This window comes from Levilactobacillus wangkuiensis (assembly GCF_016861605.1).
GTDB classification, from domain to species: domain Bacteria; phylum Bacillota; class Bacilli; order Lactobacillales; family Lactobacillaceae; genus Levilactobacillus; species Levilactobacillus wangkuiensis.
On the sequence record NZ_BOLM01000044.1, the window covers coordinates 1 to 3,253 of the forward strand.

1 protein-coding gene is annotated in these 3,253 nt (G+C 52.6%); it reads left to right on the forward strand.

Features of this window, described 5'->3' with window-relative positions:
* Positions 1–745: 745 nt before the first annotated feature.
* Complete coding sequence (locus tag JUF13_RS14295) at positions 746–2,749, forward strand: KUP/HAK/KT family potassium transporter (protein ID WP_203640198.1); 2,004 nt, start codon at positions 746–748, stop codon at positions 2,747–2,749.
* Positions 2,750–3,253: the final 504 nt, after the last annotated feature.

The window sequence follows — 3,253 nt, forward strand, 5'->3', positions numbered from 1 at the left end:
CACAGGTCTTCAAGAACATGCATCCGGTTATGCTTACGCCTTACTGTCCTGTGTTGCACTTGATTTGACAATTGGGGAATTAGAAAACTATAAAAATCCACAAAACCAATGCGAAACAGGCCCTTGAGACTTGGCCGTAAAAGATAACTCATTTTCCCCGCTTCTTTCCCTGGAACGATTGGCACCAGCCGCTAGCCCTAACGTCCTACGTCAGGGTTGAGACAACCGACTAGTGTTAAAATTTGATGAGAATTTGTCTCTGACTAAAAGTATACAACAACGGCTTAACATTTCAAGGGGGAAATGGATGGAAAGTCTATGAAAGTTCGGGCACAGTGACCCGGGCGAATCCCAGTAGGACGAGTAATGTGAAGATAATTTACGATGGTTGTCGGAAAAATCAAAATAGTTCTTGACGATTAGGTGATTAACGTGTATAGTTAATTATTAGAGTTTAAGAGATGCTAATAACGTGATTCAGAGAGATTGGTTAGCAAGCCGGAGTTTCTTAGATTTTAAAATAGTCCGCTCGTTCGCAAGGAACGAGGGGCTATTTTTTTTGCGCTTTTTTAGATTCGAAAACGCCAGAGACCTGATTTCGGGCCGTCACTGCGCGACAACAGTTTCACCCCAAGTAGGCTTGCCCGCTAATTCGGTTAGTGAGTAACGTAATTGCCCCTGAATCTTTGGGGTTTGTCAGCGGAATCGCTATCATGGGTATCAGAATTCAAGGGAGGTCTGAGCCATGAAAACCACGACGCGCACGCTATCGGGACTGGGGATGTTGATCACCCTGGGTATCGTCTACGGGGACATTGGCACTTCACCGCTCTACGTCATGAACGCCATCATTGATGCGGCGGGCCGGCGGGGGATGACGGCCGCGACACCCATCATGTTGGGAAGCGTCTCCCTGATTTTTTGGACGCTGATGTTGATTACCACGATTAAATACATCTTGCTGGCAATGCGGGCGGACAACCGCGATGAGGGCGGCATCTTTGCCCTGTATGCGCTGGTGCGGACGCAGGCCAAGTGGTTGATTGTCCCCGCTCTGATTGGCGGCGCGGCCATTTTAGCAGATGGCACGTTGACGCCCGCGGTGACCGTGACCTCGGCGATTGAGGGGCTCAAGGGTCAGGTTATCGGGCCGGTGCATTTCAGCGCCAACCAGGGCTGGGTCCTGCTGGTGGTGACCGGCATCTTGTTGGGGCTCTTTCTGATTCAGCGTTTCGGCACGCAGATGATCGGCTGGTCGTTTGGGCCGTTAATGTTGATCTGGTTTAGCTTTATTGGGGTGATGGGTCTGCAAAATTTACTGGCGGTACCGGGGATGTTGCGGGCATTGTCGCCAGTCTACGCCGTACGCTTCCTCTTTAGTCCCGTCAACCGCCAGGGAATCTTCATTCTGGGGAGCATTTTCCTGGCGACGACCGGCGCGGAGGCGTTGTACTCGGACATGGGGCAGGTCGGCAAGCGTAATATTTACGGCACCTGGCCGTTCGTGTACGCCATGCTGATGCTGAGCTATCTGGGTCAGGGTGCGTGGGTGATTCGTCACGGGGCGGCCTTGGCAACGGCTCATCCGGTGAACCCCTTTTACGCGATGGTCCCGGCACACTGGCAGTGGTTTGCAATTGTCATTGCCACGATTGCGGCTATTATCGCGTCGCAGGCGTTGATCACGGGGTCCTACACGTTGGTGCATGAGGCTATCGGGCTGAAATTGTTGCCGCGACTGCGGATTAAATTCCCGGGGAACGTGAAAAGCCAACTGTACGTCGGTGCGGTCAACTGGCTGCTGTGTGCCGTGACACTGAGCATCGTGTGGTACTTTCAAACGTCCAGTCACATGGAGGCGGCGTACGGCCTGGCCATTACGCTGACGATGCTGATGACGACGCTGTTGCTGCATGCCTTTCTGTTGCAGCGGGGGCACCGCGTCCTGGCACAGGTGTACGTGGTGGCGTTTGGCCTATTGGAAAGTTTGTTTCTGGTGGCCAGTCTGGCAAAATTTGTGCACGGCGGGTACGTGACGGTGCTGCTCACGCTGGCGATTCTGACCGTGATGATTTTCTGGCACGCGGGTAATCTGCGGCGGGATGCCCATTTGGCAGAGGCGGAAAACGTGTCGCTGATGGACTTTGTGCCGCAATTAGACGCGCTGAGTCAGGACGACCAGGTACCACCGTTTGCCACCAATTTGGTGTACATCGGCCACGTGGGTCCGGATTACGCGGTCAAACGGGCAACGGTCTACTCCATTTTGGACCAGCAGCCCAAGCGCGCCAAGGTCTACTGGTTCGTGACGGTGAATGAAACGGATACGCCGTATGAGTGTGCGTACACGGTGGAGCAGCTGGGGTCGCGTAGTGTGATGGACGTGCAGCTGTACCTGGGATTCAAGAAGCCGCAACGATTAAACGTCTACTTGCGCCAAATTGTGAACGACTTGCTAAAGGAGGGCTTGCTGGACGACCAAACGCCGCGATATTCCAGTATTCCGGGCCGGCGCGTGGGTAATTTCAAGTTCGTCATGCTGAATCAACAGTTCCAGGATCTGGGTGCGCAGGAGGACTTGCCAACGCTCGACCGGTTGTTGATTGGCGGGCGACTGTTGCTGCAGCGAATTTCATTGTCGCCACAACGCTGGTACGGCCTGGCCTTCAGCGATGTGGTCGAGGAGCGGGTACCGCTGTTCATCGGCCACCAGCCCGACCGGACTTTGCGGCGGAATCGGGTGGAGTAAGGTTAGAAAGTGTGAAGTCATCTTCGTTTTGAGCGAAGGTGACTTTTTATTATCAGATTTATTGCGGATTTGGCGGATGATGTTTTAGTAATTGTTAACGGTGTGTGACTGAGGTATGCTAGAGAAGCAAGTTAAAGGAAAATGGCACTTTTGGAAAAATGAAATCCCGGTGTGACAGCGTTTATTTAGTGTATTCCCCACGGATGTGGGGGTGATCCTGACCGTAAGCTCTTCCCTGCAGGTCGATAGGCGTATTCCCCACGGATGTGGGGGTGATCCTAGTGCTATCCAGGTCTTGGATGACCGAGGGATGTATTCCCTACGGATGTGGGGGCGAATCTTAGTGTTATTTAGACTTGTCAGTGGGGTATCGGAATATAAGGTTGGCCTTTAACAATGCTAACAAGCCATAGCACCATATCAGTTGAAAGGGGCTGTGACATAAGTCTCCAAAATGAAAGCTGGTTGAGGAAAATCTTCGGATTTTCCTCAACCAGCTTTTTG

Excerpts from the sequence above, each read along its gene's own strand:
- JUF13_RS14295 (WP_203640198.1), top strand. The coding sequence starts at position 746 with ATGAAAACCACGACGCGCACGCTATCGGGACTGGGGATGTTGATCACC.